Origin of the sequence: Cetobacterium sp. 2A (genome assembly GCF_014250685.1) — a bacterium.
Taxonomy (GTDB): Bacteria; Fusobacteriota; Fusobacteriia; order Fusobacteriales; family Fusobacteriaceae; genus Cetobacterium.
This window is the reverse complement of sequence record NZ_JACFAJ010000005.1, coordinates 38501-63561: the sequence shown is the minus strand read 5'-3', so window position 1 is coordinate 63561 and position 25061 is coordinate 38501. Positions and strand designations below refer to the sequence as shown.

Sequence of the window (25061 nt, the reverse complement as noted above, 5' to 3'; positions counted from 1 at the left end):
TAAAAATTATCCCACAGATAAATTAGTATCTGTGGGATTTTTTTATGCAGAAATATTTAAATTTTTAACAAGAACAGCTGGTGACCCAACTCCAGAAAGATTAAATTTTAAATCGCTACCTATCTCTTCAATATCTTCTAAGAGAGTGAAAAAATTTCCGGATAGAGTTATTTGATTTAAAGGTTTAGAAATTTGTCCATTTTCAATTAGGAATCCCTCTGCAGCTAGAGAGAAATCTCCAGAAATAGAGTTAAGTCCTGAATGAAGGCCAGAGAAATTTGTAATCAGTACTCCATTTTTTAGTTTATTATAAAGTTCACTTTCAGTTAAAGTTCCATTTTTTATATAAAAATTAAAAGGAGAAATTCCAAGTGTACCTTTGTATCCATTTTTAGAAGCATTTCCAGTTGATTTGATTCCATCTTTAGTTGCTGTTTTAGTATTATGTAGATAAGTTTGTAAAATTCCATTTTCTATAATAGTTTTACATTTAGTTGGAACTCCTTCTGAGTCAAAAGAAGAACTGTTATAACCATCTTCCAAATGAGGATCATCTACCAAAGTTATAATTTCTGAAGATATTTGAGTGTTTAACTTATTTTTTAATTTTGAAATTCCCTTTTGAACATTTTCAGCAGAAAAAATTCCTGACATAGCTTCAAGAAGGTCAGAAAAGGCCTCATTATTTATAATTACTTTTCCAGAATGTGAAGTTGCATCAATAGAGTTTAGTTTTGAAATAGCTTTACTTACCGCTTCTTTAGCTAATTTTGTAGCATCAAAATCTTTAAAATCTTTTGAAACTATGTATGCAGAATCATTTTTAATAATTCCATTCTCTTCAACAACTACAGCTAAATATACATAGGCTGAATTACTCTTTTGTGATAAATCCAATCCTTTAGAATTTTTTATTATACACTCAGATGTACCCATTCCAAAAAGACAATAATTTACATTTTTTACTCTTGAATCTAAGCTAAAAGCAATCTTTTCAGCTTCAATTAAAAAATTTATTCTATCTTGAACATCAATGTTTTCTATGGCATTTGAATAAGATTTCACGGGAGTATATGTTGATTGTTCACCGTAAATTTCGATAAGGTCATCACTTTCTATAATCTTACCGTTGGAGATTGCATTTTCTATTAGTGGAGTAATGTCTTCTAATTCTAAAGATTCAGTATAAGAATATCCCATTTTATCCCCAACTTTGGTTCTAAAAGAAATACCTCCATTTTGATTATCAGAATATGAGTCCACAGCTCCTTTAAAAACTTTAAGAGAACTGCTTTCAGATGAAACAAAGAAGATTTCAAAGTCTTCTAATTTTAGTTCATTAGCTTTTTTAAAAACTTCATCAATAAATTTTTTATTTGTCATATAATCATCCATCCCTTTTAAATTTCCGTTGAAAGGATTATATCTCAAATATTAAATTAAGGCAATAATTAATGAAAAAACTACAAGTTTCTGATATAATTAGGAAAATACTTAAGGAGGAAAGAAATGCTGGGAAAAAATAAAATTGAAGATATTTTAAATGAAGCTCTTTCAACTGGTGGAGATTTTGCCGAAGTTTTTATTGAAGATAAAATTGGGGACTCACTTTTTATGATAGATGGAAAAATACAAAGTGCTATTTCTGGGAAAGAGCATGGAATAGGGATAAGAATATTTAAAGATTTATTTTCTGTTTACGCATATACAAATGATATGAGTTTTGAAAATCTAATTCAGACAGCAAGAAGAGCAGCTAAGGCTATTTCTGGAACCAAAGAAGACATTGTAATCAATCTTATAAAAAGAGAAATAGAAAATAGAAATAAGATAATTTTACCTCCTGATACGATTTCAAAAGATCAAAAGATTTTAATCATGAAAGAGGCTAATAGCGCTGCTAAGAATTATGATGAAGTGATATCACAGGTTAGAGTATCGTATGGTGATTCAATTCAAAATATTTTGGTAGCAAATAGTGAAGGGGTATTTGTTGAAGATACAAGAGTTAGAACAAGAATTGGAATAGAGAGCGTTGCTAGTAAAGGAAGTGAGATGCAAATTGGTTCATATAGACCAGGAGCATCAAAAGGATTTGAACTATTTAATGAGATAGATGTAAAAAAGTACGCTAAAGAAGCATCAAGAATAGCTAAAACAATGCTAAATGCAGATTATGCACCTTCTGGAAAAATGCCAGTTATTATAGATAATCAGTTTGGAGGAGTTATTTTCCATGAAGCTTGTGGGCATGGTTTAGAAGCTACAAGTGTTGCCAAAGGAACTTCTGTTTTCTCAGGAAAGTTAGGAGAAAAAATAGCAAGTGATGTAGTTTCAGCAGTGGATGATGGAACTTTAGCAAATGAATGGGGATCGTCAAATATAGACGATGAGGGAACTCCAACTAGAAGAAATGTTTTAATAGAAAATGGAATCTTAAAAGGATATATGATAGATAAATTAAACGGTAGAAGAATGGGAATGGAATCTACAGGAAGTTCTAGAAGAGAATCGTATAAATATGCCCCGACATCTAGAATGACTAATACTTTTATATTGGCTGGGAAATCAAAGAAAGAAGATATGATTAAAAATACTGAAAGAGGAATTTATGCTAAATATATGGGTGGTGGATCAGTAAATCCATCAACTGGAGATTTTAATTTTTCAGTAATGGAAGGGTATATCATTGAAAATGGAGAAATTAAAAATCCAATAAGAGGTGCGACTTTAATTGGAAACGGACCAGATATTTTAAAGAAAATAGAAATGGTAGGAGATAATTTAGAACACGGTCAAGGAATGTGTGGGTCAGTATCAGGAAGTATTCCTGCAAACGTGGGACAACCTACGATACTTCTAAAGGAGATAATTGTGGGCGGAAGATAAATACTTCATAATTTATTCTTAAGATTGTATTTAACCAAATTAAATCATATTATAATCATTAAAAATGAGGTGTTGGTATGAATAATAAATTAGAGAAAATTTATGAGTTGAAAAATGGGTTAGATCATAAAAACCCTCTTAACCAAGGTGAAATAAAAAGAATAAAAGAAAATTTCATAATAACTTTAATTCTAATTTTCAAACAAAAAAAGAACCTTAAGTCCAAGGTTCTTTTTACAATGTAAATATACTGTTTTTCTTGTCTAATAAAGCTTTATTTTTATAATAAAATTTTAAACTTTCATTTTGTATATATATATCTGTATCTTTCTTTACTTTAATTCCCTTTATATTTTCATTTTCTATATATAATTCCATAAATCTATTAAAATTATTCCCTTTGGATAATAATAAATCTACAAGAACATATCCCTTTAACGAAAACTGTTTTATTAATTTTAGTAGCGAACTTCTATCTGTTACAGAACTTTCATAAGATGTTGAATAAAGAATATATTTATATTTTGAATTATTCACTAATTTAGTGCATATAAATTTTTCCACCTTACTCTCCCTTCTTTATTTTACTACTTTACCAAATCTGATATTAATTTTATTGCTTTTTCACTTATTTCTTCAGCTTCTGAATAATTTGAAATAACTCTACTACTAGCCCACTCTTCTCCATGGAACAAACCGTGTCTATTATTATTAAAATGTATATATAAATCTTGTATCGCATCCTTTATATATGTTGTATTTACTACTATTCGAGATGTTATTTCCTTTTTTTCATTAAATATAACTATTTGATGTTTTTCATCATTTATTAAAACAAATTTTCTACTATTCAACTCGTATCCTACTGGAATCGTTATATTTTCTATAAGTGCTTTTCTCAAAACTGCTTCCGAAACTCTCAATGGATAAAAACATAAAAATGAATAATCTCCCAATACTTTCTCTTTAAAAATTTCTCTTAAATTTATATATGTATTTATCATTATTTTACAATCTTCTTGTAAATTTTCTATACAAGAAATTCTATTTATATCCTTTTTTTCACCTGTATATTTTGGCATTATATCTAAAGATCTTAAAATTATATTTTCTTCTTCTTTTACTGTAATTAATTCCAATTTTATTAATAATTTAAAAATAGACCAATAACAATGTGCTGGTTTCCCCTGCACTAATAGAGTTTTAGTGGGATAATATGTCATTGTTATTTGCATTTTATCTATTTTCGATTCTATTTTTATTCTATTCATCTCTAAATTTTCTTCTTTTATTTCAAAGTTTTCTTCCTCTTCTTTTAACAAGCATATAAGAGTTTCAAAAATTTCCTTTTCTATATTTTTCAATGTAAAGTGATTTTCTTTAATGTCATAAGAACAATTTATCTCTAACCATTCTTTCAAAGGAATTAAGTATTTTTCTACGTCCTCATTTGTTACACCATATTTAGTAAAGTCCAATGTTGTCCCTTTTGAAGTACAATAAACAGTAAAATATATTTTTTTTAAATTTATTTTTTGCGTAACTGTTATTTTAGTTCCTGTTTTTTTTTCTTCTCTCTCTATTATTACTTCGTCTCCTGTAATAGTAGTAAAAAAATCTTCAACGCGTTGGTCAAAGTTTTCCATGTTTAACATTAATTTTTTAAAACTTCTCATTATTTTCCCCCATATTTTTAATAAAATTAATTTTTCAACTTCATCATTATACTTTATTTTTACTATTACCACAACTATCTTTTACCACTTTCCATTATTGATTAAAACCAAATCATACGATATAAATCCTGTGAAATTCTCTATTTTAAAAACATAAATTTTAAAAACTCTAAAAAAATTTATAAAACCTTATAAAACCTTATAGTCAAGATATTGTAATAAGTGTTAAAAATAAAAAAATTATATTGCCGATTCTATATTTTTTTAGATAAAATATAGAAAAACAAACTTAGGAGTCTCGGTATGAAAAATAAGACTATTGAAATTTATAATTATGAAGATGAGACCGCAAAAACACAAATAACAATCAATTCACTTTTTAAAAATGATACAATTTCATTTGAACAAATAGACATAGAAGATATTAAGATATTTTTAAAGCATGGAATTTTTGCTATAAAAGGATATATTCGACATGCGGATGATATAAACGGTGAAAATATATTAAAATTAAATAAATGGTGCAGAACGAATGGGGATAAAATAGAATGGTTAAAAAGAATTAATATAAAAATTGTCAGAAGTGGCCATGTTATTAGAGAATATATATTTAACGGATTTGTAGCTGATTATATAGAGTTTTTTAATAAGGGAAAACATATGTTCTATGTAGTTATAAGACAATATAAATTACAACCTTTAGATGGTAGAGGAGAAACAGGAGCCGATAGTTTAAGTTCTTATGTTGGAAATATTGAAATTAAAGATGTATCTAACGAATTAATTATTTTATCTATGGACTGGAGTAAAACTCTAATGAGTACCAGTAACTTAGCGGCAACAATTGGAATTAGTCAAACTATAAAACATAATCCTCTATCAGTATCGTTTATACTGATAGCACATACGACAGGTATGATAACTGAGTTTATAGCAGATGTTTATTTTGTAGCTAAAGGCACCCCAGATAAGATGGGAAGTTTTAACATGACCAGAGATTGGTTTTATAAACCACTTGGAAAAATAATTTCTGAAAGTATAAATAGAAAATATCCAACTGTTCAACTAAATAAAAATTTAGGAGAAGATATATATAACATTGGAAATCTTGTATTTTCTGTTTTTGATTTAGGTGGAAAAGTTATAAACGGATATAAAGCATTAAAAAATATAAAAGGAGAAGGAATTTTATTTACGATTAAAATTAAAAATGTAAAAGTTAGTCACTTTGGTAGAGAATTGCAACCAACAAAATATATAGGATTAACACCATTAAAAGCAACAGTGCAATTTACTAAAGATATGGGGCTTGATATATATGCAACAAAAGAGGGGTTTAAATCTGAATTAGAAAAAAGAGAAAAAAGCTATCCTAAAATAAATAATATCATAATGCCAAAAAATACAGATATAAAGTAAGGAGGTTTTAATGAAAGTTGATTTTAAAAAAATATTTATAAAATACTTTTTACCACCATTTATTTTTATAGGTATTTTAACTTTAAAAACATATTTAGAAATAGATTACATTGCTCCTTTTGATTCTGATCATGTAATTATATATCTTGCTTTTCTTATGGGAACTTGGATGTTTTGGGCTTTACTAGATTATTTTCAACATGTTACAGGTATATTGATGGCTGAAACATGGGTAAGTAGAATAATTTTTATTATAGTAGCTTTAGCATTATTTTATATCTATAGAATTAACGGAAGAATATAAATATTAATTGTAATTTTTCATAATACAAAAAGACTCCTCAGTTTTATTGAGGAGCCTTTTATTTTTTTAAGGTTTAAAAATATATATTCCATTTTTGTCTGTATGCATATCATCTACATGGATATATCCTTTTTTTAGAGTCACTTCTGGATCCTCGATTCTTGTAATCATATGATATTTTTCTTGATTGTTAATAATTCTCTCGTAAACCTTTTTCATATCCATATTTGGAACTTCAAAGTCTACACCTCTCCCCAGCACATGGGCACTTAAATATAATTTGTTTGATTTTACTTTATCTATTACAATGCTATCTAAAGTTGTTCTAAGCCCTCTTTGTGTTATCCCATGACTTGGTCTATTAACTAATACAGGAACCCCTAAATCTTCTCTTAAGGTATCCAGGAACAACCAGATATTGTCGCTTATATATTTTCTAGCATCGTCTCCAAGCTTTTCATATACTTGTGGAGATACTAATTCTTTAACTTTAAAATATTTGCTCTTGTACATTTTTAATCTCCTTCTATACTTTCTTTATGTTTTACTGAAGCTAAAATATTTTTAATTGGAGTAGGGATAGGAAAACCTAGATTTTCTAAGTTTTCCAAGATTGAAATACCCTCCATTATGATGCACGCATTTATTAACATTTCTCTCAGGGAAAATCCGAGGTCTTTTAATGCTCCTGATTTGTCAATTTGATACATTACAGTTATTGCAATATATATTGAAGGTTTCTTAAAAATAAATCCTTTATACATGGTACGAGAGAAAACATTTCCATTTTTAATTCCTTTTAAAATACCTGTTATGACATCTAACACTGTTAGAATAAACAGAGATTCTAAAGCGTTATCAAAACCTCCTATAAGCGGAATAATAAAGCCTAAACAAAGGTATTTAAAAAGATTTATTATATAGAGCATTAAATTTTCTAGTATATCTTTCACAAAATCTCCTTTCTTACTTTTTGAAGTCTGCTTCAATTTTGGTCATTTTTTTAATTTTGTCTTTCCCTCCAGTTATGTGTAAAAATATTTTTACACTATTCCAAATAACTTTTGTTACAGTAATAAATTTATTCATTAGTTTTCTCCATGTGTTTTTTAATTTGTTGCATCTCTTTTACTAATTCATTTATTTGTTTTTGCTGTTCTTGTATTGCTTTTGTTAGAACTGGTATAAACTCAGTATAACCAATACTTAAAACTTCTTTTCCACCATTTATAGAATGGTCCTGATAGCCACCAAAATCAACTCCCAGTTCTCTCATAGTTTGAAATACTTCTTGCGCTATAAATCCTTGATGAAGTCTCCATCCTTTTTTACTTCCATCTTTTTTTATATTTTCAATATCAAATATTTTCAATGCTTCTGCATGATTTATCTTTCTACCCTTTTTATTTAATTTTTCTATTTTTTTTCTAATTTTATCAATTTCTTGATAATCTCTGTAAGATTCTCTATAGTCAAATCTGTATTCCCTAGGCTTTAATTTCATAATGAACCCTAGTCCTAGTTCCGTATCTTTTATATCAGTTTTATCTCTTTCGTCCGAACGATTCTGAACACTCCCATAACAATAAGCTGTTGTAGATCTATCACCAAGTTGTAGTTGATGATCTCCAGTTGCAGTTGACTTGTATCCTAAACATGTTGTGAATGAAAAATCATTAATACCTTCTCCACTCTGAAATCCTACCGCTGTATTGAAATCTCCATATTGTAAATTACGAAGAGACCCTGATCCCAAAGCTGTATTCCCACTTGCACTGTATTGTCTGTCGCATAAAGCCTCACTTCCAAACGCTGTATTATCAGTGCCTGAGCTTGTTTTAAAGAGAGCTTCATTTCCTACCGCTGTATTATTTCTTTCAAGCATCTCTTCACCATCAACTTTATTGAAAATTACTGAAGAACTGTTGTATCTAAATGAACCACCAACTGATATTTTTCCATTATCAATATTAATTCCTTCTCCTATTTGAACTATACCTCTTCCATTTTTTGTTGAAATTGGATATATTGGGTTAATTACTCCATCTGGATTAATCTGCATATTTACACCAACTCTCACTCCACCTAATTTAGTTTTAGTTGCTGGTTTTAAAGTTTCAAACTCTCCCGCCATTTTAACAACAAATTCAAATCCTTTTTGTTTTTTTTCAAATAGTTTAGCATTGTCTAAATTATCGCTTGAGATAACTACATATGATCCAATAGGAATTTCATCATTGATAAAATCATTTTCCATCTCAACAATTGATGAATATGTTTTAAAAATATGAAAAGAATTCCCTTTTGTACCTTTAGGAGAAATAAATTCTCCTATTTTTTCATCGTTATCAATAAAAATTTCATATACATTATCACCGTTTGGAAGTGTCTCTTTAAATTTTAAAATTTTTATTGAGAAACCTCTGTAAGCTTCAAAAAAATCCTCTAATGTTCCTTCATTATCTTTTCCCAACCATAATTCAAAAGCACTTTCACCATCTAGAAGATTGACTGGATAACTAGTTCCATTTGTAAGAGATATCAAAATTCTATTAGTAAGCCCCTCTTTTACATGGGTTATATTAGAAATTCCAACACCATCTTCACCTTTAGGACCTAAAATACCCTGTATACCTTGTTCTCCTTTTGGAATAGTGAATTCCCCTATAATGAAGTTATCTTCTCTTATGACTTTATAAACACTATCTCCATTTGGAAGTTTTTCTTTAAATACTATCTTTGAAATTGATAATCCTGATGGTCCTGTCACAACACCAGCTTTCACTTTTAAATTTATAATTCCAGTGCTCATTAACTCACCCTTTCCCATATATATTTAGTTATATATTTAGGTACAATACTAAAAGGTTTCCCTTCACCAACTTTATCAGTTTTCAATTTCCATAAAGTTCCACCTTTTCCACTTTTAAATTGTTCTCCCGATTGTTGAATTGACGGTGAAAATCCCCATCTCGCATCAGTAAAACCACCTACATCGTGACCGTGTTCTGGCAGGTGCTTTAAAAGTAGATTTATTTCATAGTTTCCCCCAGTTTGATTTAGAGTTTTAAATAATGGTTCTCCATCAATAACAGGATGGATGAATCCTTCTGTTATTCTTTTCCATTTAGTTTTAGGCCATCTAGTTTCAGGATTTGTATTGGATGAAGTAATTAAGACTTCGCCTACACCATGTGGACAAGCTTCTAATAAAGTTTTAACTTCTTTAGCCATTTCAATATTAAAATTTGTTAAGAGTTTAAGAGAATTACAAAGATTATCCCAGTTTGTATTTAATACATGACCTGCCGGTATGTCTGCCATTGGTTTATTTAAAGTATTTATATCAGTGCTATAAATTTCAGGTTTATATACTTCTGTAATGTTTGAAATAACACCTTCTAATGTTTTTGTTAGTTGATCTAATCTATTCATGTAGGTCTCCTTATTTAATTATAGTAACTGTATCATCTTTTATTTTGCTGTCTACATAAAGCCAGTTATTTCTTTTGTATGATATTTTCCCTCCTCCTAAGATGGATGTTGTACACTCCATGGATCCATCATCCTCAACAGAAATTCTGTGAACTATTGAATGAGCTCTGAGGTGTAAGGGTTGTTCTGTTATGTTTGGATGTATAAACCAAAGTTCATCATTTAATTTTAACTTAGGCATCAAGGTAGTTTCTATTGAGTAACTAACCTGCGGGTCTTTTAAATCACTAAGAGCCATATTGGCCAAATTAAGAGCTCTATCTTTTGTTGTTACTACATCTTTGGTAACTTCAAGACCTAAAGTTAGTCTATTTTCTCTTTGGTAGAGGTCTATACTTCCTTGACTTCTAACTTCAATGATGTTCTCTTTAGATAACTCCTTATCTTTATAAATGACTTCTACAATATTTCTAACTTCACTTAATCCTCCAGAAGAGGTGAAATTTCCTATTAGGTCATAGGTATTTAATTGATAAGTAATATAATTAACATTAACAATGTCTTCAAAGGCTAAAACTTGCTTGTTTTTGCTTCTATTGTATTTAAAGTATAGAGCCCATCCTTTAGCTAATGCTAGCTTCTGGATAGCTTCCCAGATAGTTACATTTTCTATTTTGTAATCTTCTGTTAGAATTGTAGTATTATCAGCACTTTCAACGCCATATATAAACTCGAAATCAGTTTGTTTATTATCTTCTAAAATAGCTTTTATAGTATCTACATAAGTAGTATTTTTAGGATAAGTCTTATTTATTGCCATAACATCAAGTTTCCACGATAAATCTTGGCATATATATGTTACTTGGTGATATTCATTTGTTGTATAGTCGTCTATATATCCATCAAAGATAATAACATCTTCTTTAGAGTTAAAAAGCAGACATACTACAAGTCTGACTCTTTTTGGAATAGGTTTATTTAATTTAACTCTAATTCCTGTTCCTTCTTTTGTTACTTTCATAATTTCATAAGGGAAATTTAAAGGATCCTCTTCTTTAGAAAAATATAAGTATTCAACTCCGTATCTATCACTAAAATATAATCTAGAAAGATAACCTTTAGACCAAGGAACAAAGTGATATTTGTAATATCCTAAAAGTTCAATTACATCTGGATCAACGTTAGGAATATAATACTCATCTGTCTCATTCCCTTCAATTTCAACTCTATCACTGTCTAAATCACTTGCAATTACCTCTATTAATAAATTTATATTTTCATATTTTTGTAATATTCTGTTGAAATAAAGATAAACTCCATTATTCATTTTTGAAATACTCGTTATCTCAATATTTGCTTCGCTTGGAGTCAAATCTTCTCCACCATCATTTAAAGAAACTATCTTTACATTTTGGACTCTTTTTAAATTTCTAATAAATAGATAATCTTTTTCAATCCCAGCAAAGTCATAATTATAGGATTGAAGTGATTCAACTGTTCTGACTTTTACCCTTATCCGTCTATTTGGCTGAAATTGGTTGGTAGATAGTGCCGGTTGAACTGTTAAAGCTTCATTGATATTACAGTGAGTTGTTATATCTGCAAATTTCTTTAGGTTATCAAGTCCGAAACTATTATTTCCAATTCCATTAGTGTTTCCTAATCTAATTTCTGTGGTTCCTATAACTAAATTGGTAATATCTTGCCATTCTCCAACATTATTGAGGATTTCATATTTAACCTGGTATTTTCTTTTCAATTATTAAACCTCCTCTAATGTGAAGGAATATGATTTTCCTAGTTTTAGTTTGCCATCTATATGTACCTTTTGAAGCTTTTCTTCTACTTCTCCAGTTAATAATGTCTTATATTTTTTTCCATGAATACAAATAACTATCCATTCTCCTACAAAATTTCCATAGATAGATCTTTCAAATTCATCAATAGAATTTATAATAAGACCTTTTTTCAGTTCGTATGGATTATCTGTCATAGGTATAGTTTGAATGTTAAATTTTCTTTTTCTTTTAGAATCAAAAGTACTACTAGATATTAGCTCTCCTTGATGATTTCTAACTATAGATAACATTGTTGAAATAGTTGTATTATTTATCGTTGAAATACTATTAATTCTTATTCCGTTTATAATTATTCCAACTTTATCATTAGCTACACATGAATACTTAAAATCACCTGTGTATTCATTTGAATAAGAGGTTGAAAACAACAGTTCCGAATGATTTCTTATAAACCCTTTAAATTCAATTTCAATACTTCTATTTCTCACTAAATCAGGAAGAAGAATTGTTCCTCCACTTAAATTTATTGTTTCAAATTTAGATTTAGCCCACGAAGGCAAAAGAAATATTGGGGTAACATCTTTTTCTAAAATAAAATCAAAATGGATTGTAACTATTTCAGTTTGTATATTTTTTTCGATAGTTATTATATGATCTGTATTTTCCGCCTTTAAATTTTCTGTTCTTATCATGCTTTACCACCTTATCTATATCTAACTGTAGCTTTCATTTGTTGATTATCAATTCTCTTAGCTTTTTGTACAACTTCATTAATTTTCAAATCAAACGCTTTTCCTCCAATTTCAAGAGATATCACGTTATCAACTTTTAATTCTGGTATTTCAATCATTATATTTTTTAAAGTTTTCTCTAAAGAGTTTTCTTTTAATTGTGGAATAGATATTGCATTCTTTTCAGATTTCATTAGATTATCAGTTCTTAAATTCATAGTATTTAGGGTGTTTACTAGACCATTTAAATCACTTTGATGATTTCCTAAGTTTTGTAACCATAGATTAGTTGCCATTCCTTGAACAGTGTTCTTACTATTTTTATTGGCTTTATCTACAGTATTGTTTAGATTATCTAAAGATATACCTAAAGACTCAAAGATACTCTTTAGTTCTTCATTCCCAAGTTCCATATATTGTTTTATGAGGTTTATATATTCATCTAAAGATAAATTCTCAAGATTTGATATATCCAAATCAATACCTAGATTTTTATCATTCTTAAACATGTCAGTTATCATATTTGTTACCTTATCACTTAATCCATTAAATAGACCCTTTGCTATTTCAGTTTGTAAAAAGGCATTCTTCAAGCTGTCTGCAACAGCTTTTTCAAGATTATCTCCTAAGTCATCTATTCCATCCCCAAATCCCTCTCTCACTACTCCACTTATTTTATCTGCTGAAAAGTCTATGATGTTCTTAATAGTTTCTTTTAGAGACTCCTCAAGCTCTCTATTTGCCTGTGTTATCTGTTGTGCCAATGCTCCGATATCTATTGCTCCATATTTCCCTTCTCCTGTTGAAATAGTGTCTCCATTAACGACCGCTCCACCAGTTGTAGCTTTAAACCAATCCATAATCTCTTGCTCTTGCATATGCGGCATAAGTTTTTTTAATTGAGAAATACTCATTCCATCTTTTCCAACTTGTGCTCCAGTTAAAGAACTTTTAATATCATCATAGTTAGTATTTTTAGACACTTGATCTAACATATTAACTTTAGTTCCTAACCCACTTTTTTCTAATTCTTCATTAAAGGCTTCAATTGTATCTTGAAATTTAAATTGTCCCGATATTTGCCCTTCCTGAAGTCTTTTTTGAGCTTCCTCAGCTCTTTTCTTCTCTCTCTTTGCTTTCTTTTTCTTTTTGTTACCAAATAATCCCCCCGTGGCTCCACCAACTGAACCCCCTACTATTGCTCCCACTTGTGCACCCGCAGGACCTCCAATAGCAAATCCTAATCCAGCTCCAGCAGCCGAACCTACAGCTGAACCGATTTGCCCTTCTTGACTCCCTCCTGAAATAGCAGCATCTACACCAGAACCTACTCCCATTCCATTTCCAAAGGCCTCTAATCCTTTACCAACTGAGGTATCTTTAAAAGCACTACTAGCACCTAAGGAGCTTGATATTTTATCCAAAGTTTCTGTAGGCATATTACTTACAGTATCAAAAATAGCACTTGCCCCTTTCATCATGTTTGAAGCAGTTTTGTTTCCTGTTGCATCAAATACTTTTGATAAATTATTTAAATTTTTAGTAACGCTATTTATAGAATCTTCGAATTCTTTTATTCTCTTTTTAGTTGATTCTTCCAACCCGGTAGTATCAAAATTTAGCTGAGTAGAAGTTATCTCATTGTTGATAGATTTAATCTCGGAAGAATCTTTATTTGGATCTAATTTATCTTTTTTTGATTTTAAAAGGGTTATTTTTTCGTCGGTATTAATTAAGGCTAATTCTCTTTCCCTCTCTTCTTTTAATCTACTGTATCTCTCTTCAGAGAAGCTGCTTTCTATTTCTTTTAGGTTCTCTTGATACTTTCTTTCTACTTCAATCTTTTTATCATTAAAATCATTTTTGATATCTTGTTCCTGGAGTTTATATAGTTTTTCTTGTTCTTCTTTTCTCAATTTCTCTTGATTTTTTCTATTATTCTCTTCTCTAATTGCTGCATTTGCTTGAACATCATCTTTTTCAAGAGTTAAACTATTAATTTCATTATTAGTCTTTTCTACAATCGATTTATCTCTCTCATTAAGTATCCTTGATTTTAATTCTTCAATCTTAATTTCAAGCCCCGCTATTCTACTGTCATCTTCAATTTTAGATAGTTTACCTTGATAAGCTTCATCTATTTTAGGTCTTGTTCCATCTGTTGTAGTTTTCAATTGTACAGCATATTCTTTTTTTGCTTCAATGATAGCTCTTTGTTTTGTTCTTTCTAATTCTTTATTTTTAGCATCCCAGTTAGTGTAATTTCCTTCTGTTTGAGAAGTAGTTTCTATCGTTTTATTCTCTTTTGTTTTATTCTCTTTTAGTGACTGTAATTTTTCAGAATTTGGATTCAACAGTTTATCTTCTATATTTTTTTGATCTGTTACTTGTTTTTCTAATTGTTTCACTAAAGATTCTCGCAATTGAAAATAACCTAAATCTTCAATTTTTTCTTTATTATTAGCAGAGTTTTGTATTTTTGGTAATTTAATTTCTCTTAACCATTCATCGAATGTTTTTGCAGGATACTCTCCATTTTTTTCATATTCTTCTTTTTGATATCTATTAAACTCCCCAGTATTAAATCTTCCTCTTCCAAGCTTAGCTTCAACATCAGCAAGTTGCTTTCTTGTTGATTTTATTTCTTGTTCTTTACTTTTCAAAGTAATAATACTAGCTTCTTCATTTACTTTCTTTTGAGCTTTATGGATCTCTTTTAATACTTCTGCGTAATCTCCGCCATTTAAAGTCCACTCTTTATATGTTTCAGCAACTCCTGGAGCCAAAATTGTTAAATTTTCAATAGCTTTATTAAAAGTTACTTGTTCTTCTTTACTTAAAGTTTGTTTTTTAGAAAGTTCTTCTAAAGTTTTTATTGAATTATCTAATTCATTATTTAATCTTTGTCTTGCTGCCGTTTCTGTATCCGCACCAGTAACAAGGTCTCCAATACTTGCTAAGACTTCCCCTGCAACACTTCCTATTGTTTGTTTAAATTGAAGCCAGTAATTATTGGCTCTAGCTAGTCTTTTTTCTTCAGTATTTAATAAATTCTCAAAATTTCTCTGTAGTTCATTAACAGGGTCATTAATTGCATTTAGTTTATTAATGTATCCATCTATATCATTTCCTATGTTTAGCCAAAAAGATTTTGCTTCTTTTCTTCCAAATAAGCTTTCTATTTTAAAGTTATTTGCATTTGAATAATCTTTAAGTTGTCTTAAAATTCCTTCAAAGTTTCCACCACTACTCATATAACTATCTAAACTTTGTCCTGAAATTTGTGTGAATAGTTTAGATACGTCACTTCCAACATCTAAGAGCTCATACATGAATGCACCCATTTGTGTTTGTGCTATTTCTGCTTTAGAGCCTTTCGCTGTTAAAAGAGCTATAGAAGCTCCAACTTCATCAATTCCAATTCTAAGTTCTTTGGCAACTGGAACAGTTTTATAAAGTTCTCTATTAAATTCCTGAACTGTTAATTTCCCTACTTTTTGTGTTCTTACAAATATATTAGCTATCCTATCAGCATCTTCGATTTCTAAGTTATAAGCATTTAAAACTGTAGTTAATCCATTTACTGATTCTGTTGTAGTTGAAAATCCAACAGTTGCAAGCTTATTTGCAGTTTCTAGTAGAGCATACTTTTTATGAGTATCTCCTATAGCAGAAACAACTTGATATAGCCCTTCTTTTAGCTCCAATGGATTAACTCCAGTATCTTTAGCTATTCTCCATGTATTTGAGTTGATACTCGCTCCACCAGAAGCTGAAATAGTTCTTGCTTTTTCAGTTGCAAATTCCATCTGCTGATTGAACTTAGCTCCTTCTAAAGTAATATCTTTTAAAGCTCCTAAGACTTTTGTAGCTAATGTTGCTGCTAAATTTCCAACGGCTATATCCATCATTCCAAAAGCCTTTTTAGTATGACCAGATTGATTATTTATTTTATCTAACTCTAATGAACTATTTTTCAATTGATTAACAAGATTTTGGGTTTTATTATTCCCATCTGTATAATTTAGAGCTTTAGCTTTCAAAGTTGTAGATTCAATTTCAGCCCGTAATAATTTTATATCTTCAGTTGAAAAAGCTTTTGGATCTAGTTTAATAGATTTGACAATAGAGATAAGGGTTTTAGCATCAGCAAAGGCCTCTTTAAAAAGGCTTCCGCCAGTTCCAACTTTAAGTTCCTTAATTTCCTTCTTAGCTTCCTTTATTTGAGCTCGCCATTGTTTCACTTGCTCTTTATCAAATGCCTTTGGATTCAAGGCTACTTTATCAAGTTGATTTTGGACATTTTTAATTTCATTTTGCAATTCGTTTTTTTTCTTAAATTTTAAAGCTATTTCCGCAGTAAATTCAGGAACTATTTTTCCAAGATTTTTTATATCTTCTTCAGCTTTACGGGTATTTGCTCCTATAATTATTTTTAAATTTTCTTCCATCTACTACCTCCCCTCTATTTTTGAGAAATAAAAAACCACGGAGATTGTAAATTCCGTGGTTAAAGCTTTATTATTCAATTCCTAATTCTTTTTTTAGTGCTTTTTGGAGTACTTGAGAAAAGTTAATATTCTTTTCTGTTGCTAACATGTCTAGCCATGTTGGAATATTCAAAGTTTTCTTCTTGTATACTGTTTTTGTTAGAGCTTTTTCATATGGAAGCCACAAACTTATATAAATAACTTCCTGATTGTTTCCAAGGTTAGCTCTAAAATCCTTTGTCCCTGAAGGTTTTGGTAATTTCTTTTTAGAATCTTCATATTCTGTAATAAGAAGAGTTAATAATTCCTTAGAGTTTTGAATGGTATCGTTGATATTATTCCCATAAGTAGCACATTCTCCAGTGCTAAAATCAGGAATTTCAACATATATGACATCATTTATATAAGTTAAGATTACCGGATATACAATATCATTCATTTTTCTCCCCCTTTTTTAAAATGGAAGCCACAAACTTATGTAAATAGCTTCCTGATTTTTTTTAAGCTTCTTTCTAATTTCTTTCATGTTAGAACGTTTTGGAAGTTTTTTTTCAATGTCTTCATGCTCTAGGGTTAATTTTTTTAATAATTCTTTAGACTTCTTAATGGTATCATTTACATTATTTCCATAAGTAGCACATTTTTCTGTCTTAAAATCGGGAATTTCTACAAAAATTCTCTCATCTATATAAGTTAAAATAATTGGATACACAATATCGTTCATTTCTTCTATCTCCTTTTAAACGTTTCCATAAGATACTACAGAAATAAATAATATGTCAATACGATTACGGATTACTAATTATTTTTATTAAATTTCCAATGTTCCTAGATTCCTATTCTTCCTTATTCTTTAAAGAGTAGAATAAGTCTAAAGCCTTGCTTTCCAAAGGATATTTATCTTCTAAACTCCCTGTATTTTCTTTCCTGTTTAGCAAATCAAACTTTTCTTTTCCACCCATAATTCCAATCATTGTATTTACTATTGTATTTGTATGTAAAACTTCTCTTTCTAACTTTTTATAATCTGATTCAAATACCAAAGATATTTCCCAATTTGTTAAATTCAAAGCTTCTTTCTGGGTATAACCTTTACTCATAAGTTCCAAAATTAAAGCTTTATAATCTGTTTTTATATATTTCTCTAGCTCTTCTGAGTCTTTATCTGAAGTTCTCAACTCAAAGGGATCTACAGCCATTTTAATGAGTTTGATAGACAGTTCTAGTAGAGCTTGCTTTGTTTCTTGAATCAAGGGATACGAATTTAAAAATTCTTCATCTGAAATATCCTCTTGAATACAATATCTCGTGAATATGACTAAACTATCTAAATCTTGTTCTTGTATTAACTCCAACATATCTTGTTCACTTTCAAATTTTTGAGAAAGTTTTATTCTTGATAAAAGATTGTATTTTAATGTATATTGCTTATCATTTATAATTAACTTCAACTTAGCCCTCCTCTTTTAGTCTATAAATCTAAATAAATATATTTACTTACATTTATAGACTAAAGGGGGAATAATCCCCCTTTAATATTATTTAATTGAATATTTTCTTTTCAATTTGACCTGATTGTAACTTTAAAGCTGATTTATATTCTAATTTGCTATTTCCAGATACTTCACCAGATGTTGTAAATTCAGATACTTTATAAATCCCTACTGTATATGGAGCAAACTTAACCTTCATAGCTCCCTGTCTTACTCTTACTGTTGATTCGTTGTTATAAGCTGCCATTAGAATAGCAACTGTTGGGATTGATGCATCATATATTCCAGCTATCCCTTCTATTGAAGCTGATTTTAACCCTCCTATTGATCCTTTGTATCCACCAGAAGTTTGGGTATCAACACTTATCTCATCTTGGCTCTCATTTGCATCAAAGTTTGTTAGTTGTCCTATTTGGAAGAATCCCTCATTTTCAGAAATAATTATATCTGTAAATGTTCCGTCCAAAGGCTCTCTTTTTAAAGTTATTTTCTTGTCTACTATAGATATAATCGGTATTGTCTCTACTAGATCTGGATCTGCTAGTTTATTGAAATTTTCTTCAGTATTAAGAGCATCCAATTCAGTTTTGTTAAAAAGAATAGCTGACATTCCATCTTTGAATATTGGGACAGTTTCTACTCCAGTTATAGTAAATATTTTGGGGTTATCTGAATCAATAGCTCCTTTAGAGCTTTCTAATGCTGGGAATATTGTTTTAAAATCTCCCACATAATTAGGTTGACCTTTTAAAACTGAATATGAACTTAATCCGACTACAACTCCTGCTCCATTTAACTCTACTTCTAGAAATCTCTCTCTTGAATTGTGAGCTATCTCTGTTATCTTCTTTTTCTTATCTGCTGTTTTAATATTCTTTAGAACTTTATTTTCTTTCTCTGCCATTATCTAACTCCTCCAATTTTAAAGTTGATACTAAATATCTGTAATGTTGAATTGGCTCCTACATATCTAGATCTAACCTGATAAGCTCCTGTTTCTTCTTTAAGAATAGATATAATTCTTTCTGATATTTCTTTAGCTTTCAAGTACGGATCCATAACTAAATCATTTACCTGAACCAATATTTGAATACTGTCTTCTATAGATGTATTTGTTACCCCTTGAGAGTTTGTATCTAATATAAAGATTCCTTCCGATTTCTCACTAGAATAGCCAAGACTAGCTAAATATCCTAACTCGCTTTCGTTCAAAAGTTTTGCTATTTCTTTAATCACTCTCTTTTATCTCCTCTTTTATAAATTCAGAAACTAAGTGCTTTGTTTCTTCAAAAGGTCTTTCTAAAAATTTATGTCCTGTACCTTCTGTAGAATAATTTGTTTTTGGTATTTCATGAACATATACATTGTATGGAGCTATTGCCCCTCTACTTCCAACCTCTATTGTTAAACTATCCTCTGTAGCCTCAGTTTTATAGATACTTCTTCTTAATTCACCAGTATCCAAAGGTGTGGCCTTTAAAACTTCTTCATGGAGTCTCTCTCCATATTTATTTAATGCTTTAGCAACTGCTTGATTTAATCTTTTAGATATAGATAATCCACTCAATAGTCTCACCTCCTAGCTGGCTAATCTCTTCATAACTTAGAGACTTTAAAGCTTCTTTTCCTGGTAATTCTTCTTTATTCTCCAACCTCTCATAAAGAAGTTCTTTTCCATATGGATTAAAAGGGACTATTAACATTGCAGTACTTGTAATGTCAGTTCCATTCTTTCTAATAACTTTAGTTTTATACTCCCACCTACCTTTAACAATATGCTTGATGAAAATTATTTTAGGCCTACCTATTTCATCCTTTTGATCTGTAGGATGTTTTTCCCAAATAGTTATCAAATCTTTATTAAATCCTAGCATCTCTCCTAGAGTCATTTCTCACCTCATATTAAAAGATTTTGGAATATATTTTTTTATAAAGTTATATGCTTTTAAGTTATTAAACTCACAATTTTTCAAACTTGTTACCAAACCTTTATCAAATGTAACTGATGCACTCTTATCTGATTTTGATACAACCCCTAATTGGGATAGTTTAATCTCTTCTGATCGCTTATTTAAAGCTATATATAATGTTTCTAATGCTACACACAGCTGAATATCAAACCCTAAGATTCCATTTTGATAAAGAAGAGGGAAAGTTAATTCCCCTACCTTTTTACTTTTATTAACAATTCCAAGATTTTCAATTTTAAAAGTAGCTCTTTGTGCTGCATATTGCTTTTTACTATCTTCTAATTTATAAAATTCTTCATAAATATTAGGCTCTTCATTCTGAATTATCTCGCTTATCTCCAGAAGAGTTAAATAGCTTTTATTCATTTTTATCTTTACCTTTTCCTTTAGTTTCTGGAGCTACATTAGTTTCTTCTGTAATAGAATTTTCTATTACAATATTTTGAGGAATTGCCCCACTTAAAGCTGTTGCTATAGCTTTCCCAATTTCTTCAGCTCCACTCTTAGGAGAAGTTGTAAATTCTGTTAAATCTACTTTATGTTTTATTAAAACTACTGGAATTTGTTTGTGAGAGTATACTTTTTTCCAGTTATCACCTTTTTCAAGTTCTTCTACTGTACACATCCCATCTGTTTTCCCATCCCACTTTGTCCCTCTGATATGGAACGTATGATTTTTTCTAACTAAAATACCTTCCTCTTCCATAAAAGGAATTTTTCCAGATTCTACTGGATATTTCTCTCCACCTCTTCCGTACGCTATAGACCCTGACGTAAATAAATATGTTGTATAAACTCCATCTGCTGTAGGAACTAGCGCATCATCTATAATAATTCTTTTTCCTGCATATACTTCTATTTCTTGTCCTTGTTCACTTTGTTTAATACTTGAAATTAAATTTTTCATTTTTAAATAGGTGTAAGTAGTTGAGTGTACTGCTATTGCTGCTAAATTCTTTTGTCTATCCCCAAGTAATCCTTGCCCTTCAATCACAGTTGTAACTCCAAAGTTTTGAGCAGTTCCTGTTCTTGTTGTTATATCTAAAATATTACTTTGCATTTCAGCTGAAGAAAATACCCCTTTCAAAAGACTCAATATTCTCTTTTGATCTAAGTTTGATATTTTATGATTGAACTTTTGTCTTATAGCTTTTATTGCATCTGCTCCTGCAAGTTCAGATGCTAATTGAGAAGATCCAGCCGTATATTTGTCAAATAGCTTTACTGCAACTTCATATTTCGCTGTGATTTTATTAAAGTTAGGAAGACCTGTGTCTGAATCTGTTCTTTCTTCATATTCCCCTTCCAATTCATCCCAGTAAGGCATAGTGAAGGTAAATCCACCTCTCGTTACTAATCCGTCAAATTCACTATTTCTTACCATTACCCCACTTTGATAAAAAGCATTAAGCTCTAAAGGTTCCTTGTTCATATATCCAGCAAATATCTGTGGGACTACAACATCTGATATTTTTGTTGCACCTGTTGGTCCAGCAAACAACTGTATATTAAGCTGGTTACTCAATAACCTCTTCTCCTCTATTTGTTTCACTCTTACTTCTTTTGATTTTCTCATTGTTCCCTCCTAATTTTAGTAGTTATATCCTGTCTCGTTCATAAACTTTTCCGCTAATTCTTTGTTTGTTTGAAAAAGATTTATTTGTTTATTTTCATCCCAATGTTCTTTACTCCAGGGATTATCTTCTGTTAAAATTCCTTTTCCACCTCCCGTTCCATCTCCAGGTTTTCCATCTTCTTTAGCTTTAAACAAATCAGGATAGTTTGTTTTTAGTGATGTTATTTGTTCTTCTAATCCTACTATTTTAAAATCAGCATCAATTTTTATAGTATCTAACTTGATGTGAGGTTTTAATAGTTCATAATTACTACCTAAATGTTTCTCTATTTCGTTCTCTACTAACCTATTGTTATATTTTCCAACCTCTTCATCTAATTTGATTTTCGTTACTAACTCTGCTTTAATTTCATCATCTGTTATTTCATCTGCTTTTTTACCCAACTTTTGAGCCAAATAATTTTTAACATTTGAATTATACAAACTATCTGCATATTCTTTATTTTGGGTTATAAAAGCATCAACACTCTCTTTTGTATGTTCTTTTACAACCTCTTTGGTTTCAATCTTTACAGTTCCTAATTCTATTAATTTAGCCTGAATCTCTTCAGGTGTTTTCAAATCTTTTATAGCCTCTCTAATTGCATCTGCTGTAATCGCAGCAAATATTTGGATCCCTCTAAATTTAAACATTGATTTGTTCATCCTTCTCTCCTCCTATAGTTCTTTTAACCTTTTATTTAAATCTCTAATAATCGCTTTAACGTTCTTTAATCTAAGTCTTAGAGTTTGTATTGTCTCTACATTGCTATCTGTTATCTTGACCCCTTTGAAGCGGTCTAGCTCTATCTCTAGTGCTCTTTTCCTCGCATTATATATATTAAGTTTTTGTTTTATATTGTATTTCTCCCTGTCTTTATCTCTTCTGTTATCTTCGTGATTGTTTGAGCGCCTTTTTATTTCATCTATTTCCTCTTTGCTTCTCCCAGTCTCAAAAAATCCACTTAAAAGATGTTTACAGTTAGGATGTAGTGAATTATACCCTTGTATAAATCCTGGAACTGTTTCATAAAGATAAGGATAATCTTTATTTCCTCTCTTTATGCTATAAACTCTACCTTCCGCATATTTTGCACAGCTTTCACAAGTCCAGTAATGCTTTGAAAATATCACCAAATCACTTTCAAGCTGCTTTACAGTGTTTATAGTTGCTGTATTTCTAGCTTGCTGAAACATACTATTTAAGCTTAAATTTGCATATGAATCTATTTTCATCTTTAAAGGATTCCCATTTTTATCTATGAGTTTGAAATAGATATTTTCTCTTAATCCATCCACTAGACCACTTATGGCCTCTTCCTTACTTTTTCCCATAAATCTACTTGTTAGTTGGTCTCTAGTAGCTCTATTTGTCGCATTTGTTATTGCTTTTTGTTCTTTCTCAAACCAACCTCTAACCTGTCTACCTATTCCTTTCTCTGCTCTATTAATCTTATCGTTAAACATTGAATAAATAGTTTCAATCTCTCTAGAATCAATCTTTGTAAACTTCTCAAAATCGATTAGTTGTTGCTTTGGAGATAATAAAGGTTTTGCTTTCTCCCACTCTTCTATTTTTTGTTTTATATATTCTTCCTGGAGTGAGTGTCTTATCTCTCCTCGTATCTCTTTAGCTTCCGTAAAAGCCTTTAAAAGGCTTTTAATTAAATAAATCTCATAATCTATGACTTTATTATCTCTTAGCTTTTTTTCAAATGAATAAAGAAGATTATCAATGGTCTCTTGATATAACTTTATCAATCTATCTGTAGATTTTTTATTCATTTATGCCTCCAGGAATATTAACCTCTGCATCCTCAAACATATCTGCAAGAATCTTTTGTTCTTCAGCTATTTTTTTCAACTCTTGCTCCGGGTTAGCTACTCCTCTATTTTTAAGCAAAGTTGTTCTTGAAATAAGCTTCGCATCTATGAGTGCCCTTTCGTTTTCGATTGCCTCTTTTTCTGAAAGACTTATTCCATCTTGAAACTCTATATCTATATCCAACTCTTTTCCTGTCTCTATCTTATATGCTTGCTGATATAGCTTTATAAGAGGAACATATAGATTATTTGCTATATCTCTACATGTATTGAGAGTTGGAGTTATGGCTTTTTTGAAAGCTTCTCCTGATGCTATCCCACCATCTTGGGTAAGACCTAAAGAGATTTCATTAACCCCTAATTGGCCATAAGCATTTTTAAGCATTCTTTCTAGATGAGGGTAAGTAACTTTCATATGATCCACTGGAGGAGCTAAATATCTCAAAGAATCTGTCAAAGTTGAATCTTCCCCATAATAATAATCTCTTTCCTTTACAATTCTCTCTCCAGTCGTTGTGTCAGGTTCACTAAAGTCTAATGCTCCAACCATTTTAGGATTTGTATATTTGTTAAATACTCCTGAAATTGATGTTAATCTTGTTGTTAATTCAACAAATGTACTTGTCAACCCTTCGTATATAGAATTTGAGTATAGTGATGTTTCATCTTCATAAATACCACTCACATGATGTATATTAAACTCTCCTAGCTCTATATCCACATCTCCATTGATTTTTTTATTATCTATTTTCACAAAAGCTTTACTTTCGTTATTTAATACATGAACTTTTCCATCTGGTTGAAATACTTCTACATACGAATAAATCTCTCCTAAATCGTTCTTTCTCTCTTCTGCATAAATATATAATCCAGCTTCTGATCCATTCCATGAATCAGGAACTATAATCACATTCTCTTTTTTAAGTAAGATTACCTTAGCTTTCCCTTCTCGTTTCTCGACTTTAAAGAAACTATCCCCAACAACCAAAGAGTCATGAACTAATTTTTTAAATTTCTTATGGAGACCTTCTCTAATTTCAAAATCTTTAAGCCATTGTCTAGCCTCTTCCTGAACTATTATTTTAGGTTTTTCTCCTACAGAATATTTTTTTAATGTTTCTATAGATGATTTCGGTAATGTATCTTCTACTAAAATATCTAATATTGTTCTTCCTGTTGAATACCCATTCCCCTCAGAATCGTAAGCTTGTAGTACTCCTTCATCTGTTAAATGTCGAGCTACTTCATTTTGGAGTCTTAAATTCTTAACAATCCTGCCTTTGTGATACCTTCCAACTGCATTTTTAGAATAGTCTCTATATCTCGTGATAGTTGGTATTCTTGATTTATGATTTGAGATATAATCTTTAATATTATTTTGTATGTCTTTATAATTCATAGGCAGCTTCTCTCACC

27 protein-coding genes are annotated in these 25061 nt (G+C 30.0%); 4 read left to right on the top strand and 23 right to left on the bottom strand.

Annotated features, from left to right (window positions below; translation table 11 throughout):
- Positions 1 to 42 precede the first annotated feature (42 nt).
- Positions 43 to 1383: a TldD/PmbA family protein gene (locus H3N56_RS03165; protein WP_185879859.1), complete on the bottom strand. Its 1341-nt coding sequence runs from the start codon at positions 1381 to 1383 to the stop codon at positions 43 to 45.
- A 126-nt stretch (positions 1384 to 1509) separates the two neighbouring features.
- Here H3N56_RS03165 and H3N56_RS03160 point away from each other — a divergent pair, with 126 nt between their 5' ends.
- A complete protein-coding gene (locus tag H3N56_RS03160; protein WP_185879858.1) occupies positions 1510 to 2889 on the top strand; it encodes a TldD/PmbA family protein in 1380 nt (459 codons plus the stop codon).
- 77 nt (positions 2890 to 2966) lie between these two features.
- A complete protein-coding gene (locus H3N56_RS13340; RefSeq protein ID WP_255492141.1) occupies positions 2967 to 3134 on the top strand; it encodes a hypothetical protein in 168 nt (55 codons plus the stop codon).
- Here the strand turns inward: H3N56_RS13340 and H3N56_RS03150 are convergent.
- Both H3N56_RS03150 and H3N56_RS03145 read right to left on the bottom strand, forming a co-directional pair.
- On the bottom strand, positions 3124 to 3453 hold the full coding sequence (locus H3N56_RS03150; protein ID WP_185879857.1) for a type II toxin-antitoxin system RnlB family antitoxin: 330 nt from the start codon (positions 3451 to 3453) through the stop codon (positions 3124 to 3126). The two genes, H3N56_RS13340 and H3N56_RS03150, sit on opposite strands and share 11 nt — an antisense overlap.
- Before the next feature lie 23 nt (positions 3454 to 3476).
- Positions 3477 to 4565 carry a type II toxin-antitoxin system RnlA family toxin gene (locus H3N56_RS03145; RefSeq protein WP_185879856.1) on the bottom strand — a complete coding sequence of 363 codons (1089 nt, stop codon included), beginning with the start codon at positions 4563 to 4565 and terminating at the stop codon, positions 3477 to 3479.
- Between the two features lie 303 nt (positions 4566 to 4868).
- Between H3N56_RS03145 and H3N56_RS03140 the strand changes: the two genes are divergently transcribed.
- On the top strand, positions 4869 to 5984 hold the full coding sequence (locus tag H3N56_RS03140) for a hypothetical protein (protein WP_185879855.1): 1116 nt from the start codon (positions 4869 to 4871) through the stop codon (positions 5982 to 5984).
- 10 nt (positions 5985 to 5994) lie between these two features.
- Positions 5995 to 6288, top strand: a complete 294-nt coding sequence (locus H3N56_RS03135; RefSeq protein ID WP_185879854.1) for a hypothetical protein — start codon at positions 5995 to 5997, stop codon at positions 6286 to 6288.
- A 66-nt stretch (positions 6289 to 6354) separates the two neighbouring features.
- Here H3N56_RS03135 and H3N56_RS03130 read toward each other — a convergent pair whose 3' ends face one another.
- The 20 genes from H3N56_RS03130 to H3N56_RS03040 all read right to left on the bottom strand — a co-directional run bounded on the left by H3N56_RS03130 (position 6355) and on the right by H3N56_RS03040 (position 25044).
- Positions 6355 to 6801 (bottom strand): hypothetical protein, encoded by a 447-nt coding sequence (locus tag H3N56_RS03130; RefSeq protein ID WP_185879853.1) that lies wholly within the window; start codon positions 6799 to 6801, stop codon positions 6355 to 6357.
- Positions 6802 to 6803: 2 nt separating this feature from the next.
- Positions 6804 to 7241, bottom strand: a complete 438-nt coding sequence (locus H3N56_RS03125) for a phage holin family protein (RefSeq protein WP_185879852.1) — start codon at positions 7239 to 7241, stop codon at positions 6804 to 6806.
- A gap of 13 nt (positions 7242 to 7254) precedes the next feature.
- On the bottom strand, positions 7255 to 7377 hold the full coding sequence (locus tag H3N56_RS13335; RefSeq protein WP_255492140.1) for a hypothetical protein: 123 nt from the start codon (positions 7375 to 7377) through the stop codon (positions 7255 to 7257).
- Positions 7370 to 9100, bottom strand: coding sequence for a tail fiber domain-containing protein (locus tag H3N56_RS03120; RefSeq protein WP_185879851.1), 1731 nt, complete (start codon positions 9098 to 9100; stop codon positions 7370 to 7372). The genes H3N56_RS13335 and H3N56_RS03120 overlap by 8 nt, the downstream gene beginning before the upstream one ends.
- On the bottom strand, positions 9100 to 9723 hold the full coding sequence (locus tag H3N56_RS03115; protein WP_185879850.1) for a hypothetical protein: 624 nt from the start codon (positions 9721 to 9723) through the stop codon (positions 9100 to 9102). Before H3N56_RS03115 ends, H3N56_RS03120 begins: the two co-directional genes overlap by 1 nt.
- A 10-nt stretch (positions 9724 to 9733) precedes the next feature.
- Complete coding sequence (locus tag H3N56_RS03110) at positions 9734 to 11482, bottom strand: hypothetical protein (RefSeq protein WP_185879849.1); 1749 nt, start codon at positions 11480 to 11482, stop codon at positions 9734 to 9736.
- 3 nt (positions 11483 to 11485) lie between these two features.
- Complete coding sequence (locus H3N56_RS03105; RefSeq protein WP_185879848.1) at positions 11486 to 12214, bottom strand: hypothetical protein; 729 nt, start codon at positions 12212 to 12214, stop codon at positions 11486 to 11488.
- 11 nt (positions 12215 to 12225) lie between these two features.
- The gene (locus tag H3N56_RS03100) at positions 12226 to 16704 is read right to left on the bottom strand and encodes a phage tail tape measure protein (RefSeq protein WP_185879847.1); all 4479 of its coding nucleotides are present in this window, start codon (positions 16702 to 16704) and stop codon (positions 12226 to 12228) included.
- Positions 16705 to 16774: 70 nt separating this feature from the next.
- Entirely contained in the window at positions 16775 to 17182 is a 408-nt protein-coding gene (locus tag H3N56_RS03095) for a type II toxin-antitoxin system HicB family antitoxin (RefSeq protein ID WP_185879846.1), read from the bottom strand.
- 15 nt (positions 17183 to 17197) lie between these two features.
- Positions 17198 to 17467, bottom strand: a complete 270-nt coding sequence (locus H3N56_RS03090) for a hypothetical protein (RefSeq protein WP_185879845.1) — start codon at positions 17465 to 17467, stop codon at positions 17198 to 17200.
- A 112-nt stretch (positions 17468 to 17579) separates the two neighbouring features.
- Entirely contained in the window at positions 17580 to 18194 is a 615-nt protein-coding gene (locus H3N56_RS03085) for a hypothetical protein (protein WP_185879844.1), read from the bottom strand.
- 91 nt (positions 18195 to 18285) lie between these two features.
- Positions 18286 to 19140 (bottom strand): phage tail tube protein, encoded by an 855-nt coding sequence (locus tag H3N56_RS03080; RefSeq protein WP_185879843.1) that lies wholly within the window; start codon positions 19138 to 19140, stop codon positions 18286 to 18288.
- The gene (locus H3N56_RS03075) at positions 19140 to 19472 is read right to left on the bottom strand and encodes a hypothetical protein (protein WP_185879842.1); all 333 of its coding nucleotides are present in this window, start codon (positions 19470 to 19472) and stop codon (positions 19140 to 19142) included. The genes H3N56_RS03080 and H3N56_RS03075 overlap by 1 nt, the downstream gene beginning before the upstream one ends.
- On the bottom strand, positions 19465 to 19803 hold the full coding sequence (locus H3N56_RS03070) for an HK97 gp10 family phage protein (protein ID WP_185879841.1): 339 nt from the start codon (positions 19801 to 19803) through the stop codon (positions 19465 to 19467). The genes H3N56_RS03075 and H3N56_RS03070 overlap by 8 nt, the downstream gene beginning before the upstream one ends.
- Positions 19781 to 20125 carry a hypothetical protein gene (locus H3N56_RS03065; RefSeq protein ID WP_185879840.1) on the bottom strand — a complete coding sequence of 115 codons (345 nt, stop codon included), beginning with the start codon at positions 20123 to 20125 and terminating at the stop codon, positions 19781 to 19783. Before H3N56_RS03065 ends, H3N56_RS03070 begins: the two co-directional genes overlap by 23 nt.
- A 3-nt stretch (positions 20126 to 20128) precedes the next feature.
- The gene (locus H3N56_RS03060) at positions 20129 to 20572 is read right to left on the bottom strand and encodes a hypothetical protein (RefSeq protein WP_185879839.1); all 444 of its coding nucleotides are present in this window, start codon (positions 20570 to 20572) and stop codon (positions 20129 to 20131) included.
- The gene (locus tag H3N56_RS03055; RefSeq protein WP_185879838.1) at positions 20565 to 21782 is read right to left on the bottom strand and encodes a major capsid protein; all 1218 of its coding nucleotides are present in this window, start codon (positions 21780 to 21782) and stop codon (positions 20565 to 20567) included. Before H3N56_RS03055 ends, H3N56_RS03060 begins: the two co-directional genes overlap by 8 nt.
- Before the next feature lie 15 nt (positions 21783 to 21797).
- On the bottom strand, positions 21798 to 22487 hold the full coding sequence (locus tag H3N56_RS03050; protein ID WP_185879837.1) for a phage scaffolding protein: 690 nt from the start codon (positions 22485 to 22487) through the stop codon (positions 21798 to 21800).
- Between the two features lie 12 nt (positions 22488 to 22499).
- Positions 22500 to 23606, bottom strand: a complete 1107-nt coding sequence (locus H3N56_RS03045) for a phage minor capsid protein (RefSeq protein ID WP_185879836.1) — start codon at positions 23604 to 23606, stop codon at positions 22500 to 22502.
- Positions 23599 to 25044 carry a phage portal protein gene (locus tag H3N56_RS03040; protein WP_185879835.1) on the bottom strand — a complete coding sequence of 482 codons (1446 nt, stop codon included), beginning with the start codon at positions 25042 to 25044 and terminating at the stop codon, positions 23599 to 23601. The genes H3N56_RS03045 and H3N56_RS03040 overlap by 8 nt, the downstream gene beginning before the upstream one ends.
- Between the last annotated feature and the right edge of the window lie 17 nt (positions 25045 to 25061).